The sequence below is a fragment of the Bacteroides sp. CAG:633 genome (assembly GCF_000435115.1).
Lineage (GTDB): Bacteria > Bacteroidota > Bacteroidia > Bacteroidales > Bacteroidaceae > Bacteroides > Bacteroides ndongoniae.
Genome location: NZ_FR883053.1, coordinates 7,932 through 8,517, shown reverse-complemented (window position 1 = coordinate 8,517; position 586 = coordinate 7,932). Strand labels below are relative to the sequence as shown.

The 586-nt window shown below is 60.2% G+C and carries 2 pseudogenes; both read right to left on the bottom strand.

Going from position 1 to position 586, the window contains the following annotated elements:
* A pseudogene (locus QVP67_RS06750) lies at window positions 1-110 on the bottom strand (fimbrillin family protein); the annotation flags it as partial.
* A 41-nt stretch (window positions 111-151) separates the two neighbouring features.
* Window positions 152-586 (bottom strand): annotated as a pseudogene (locus QVP67_RS06745) (hypothetical protein); the annotation flags it as partial.

Sequence of the window (586 nt, the reverse complement as noted above, 5' to 3'; positions counted from 1 at the left end):
TCGGCCGTAAACTGGGCGGCTACCGGGCCACCGTTCTGGTTCTCGTTGTCGTTGTTGCAGGCAGCCAGTGTCAGTGCCAGCGCTGCGAGGGCAAAATGTCTTGTTTTCATCCTATTCACTATTAATTGTTAATTATTAATTCTTCATTTTCTTACATCCCCGCATCCACATCGCCTCCGTCCACCGGTTCCCAACCGGTGATTTCGGCGTTGCCTTCCTCCATGCCGACGGGCGTTTCCAGCGTGCCGGTCACACGGTAGGCGGTGGCCATGTCGCCGTTAAAGTCCGCAAGGGATTCCGTCAGGTCGACCTCCGTGCGCTGTGTGCGTCCGCCGTCCACAAATACGATGTCCAGCACCATGGTCTGCACGGCTCCCATCGCACCCAGCAGGCGCACGTTGGCCGTGAGCTTGCTGCCTTCGCGGGCAAAGGCAAAGACCGTGGAGACAGGTTCGCCGATGGTCTGTTCCGCCTCCATGTCGAAGGCACCGGCTATGCCGCCAAGGGTGGCAGTGACGCTCTGTATCAGTTCGGGGCGGCCCTGCGTCACCTCCAGCTCCAGTTGCAGGCCGCGCACGCGCTGCTG